This is a genomic window from Variovorax sp. 10N432, from assembly GCF_056394465.1.
Genome location: NZ_JBFTHX010000154.1, coordinates 1 through 473, shown reverse-complemented (window position 1 = coordinate 473; position 473 = coordinate 1). Strand labels below are relative to the sequence as shown.

Here is a 473-nt window from a genome sequence, read left to right as displayed (position 1 = left end):
AGTTCGGTGTCGTCGAAGCAGTTGCCGTGCCCGATGTTGTGGTGAGGCCCGAGCAGGCCCTCGGCGGCCAGCCGGGGGTAGCCGTCCTCGACCACGCGCTTGCCCTTGCGGCCATAGGTGTGGGCGGAGTTGATGAGGCCGAACTCGCGYGCCAGGCGGATGTCGTGGGCGGCGACGTCGTACTCGCCCCAGTCGGGCCCGAGGATGGCCATGGCCAGGGTSACSAGGCGGTCGTCGGAGGCSAGGCGGCCCTTGCGCAGGCGCTCGATCTCCTCGCGGGGGAAGGGCTTCTTGTGATAGGGCACCTCGCCGGGTCGCTCGGGSGGCTTGACGGTGCCGCGGGCGAAGACGGCGCGCACGCCGGACTCCTCGAGGGCATCGATGGCGGTGTCGGTCATCTCGGCATCGCGCAGGATGTGGCACCAGTCGACGATGGTGGTGGTGCCGTTGCGCAGCTGGTTCAGCGAGCCCAG

The 473-nt window shown here is 70.1% G+C and carries 1 pseudogene; it reads right to left on the bottom strand.

Features of this window, described 5'->3' with window-relative positions:
- Positions 1-473: pseudogene (locus tag AC1DF3_RS37115) on the bottom strand (amidohydrolase family protein); the annotation flags it as partial.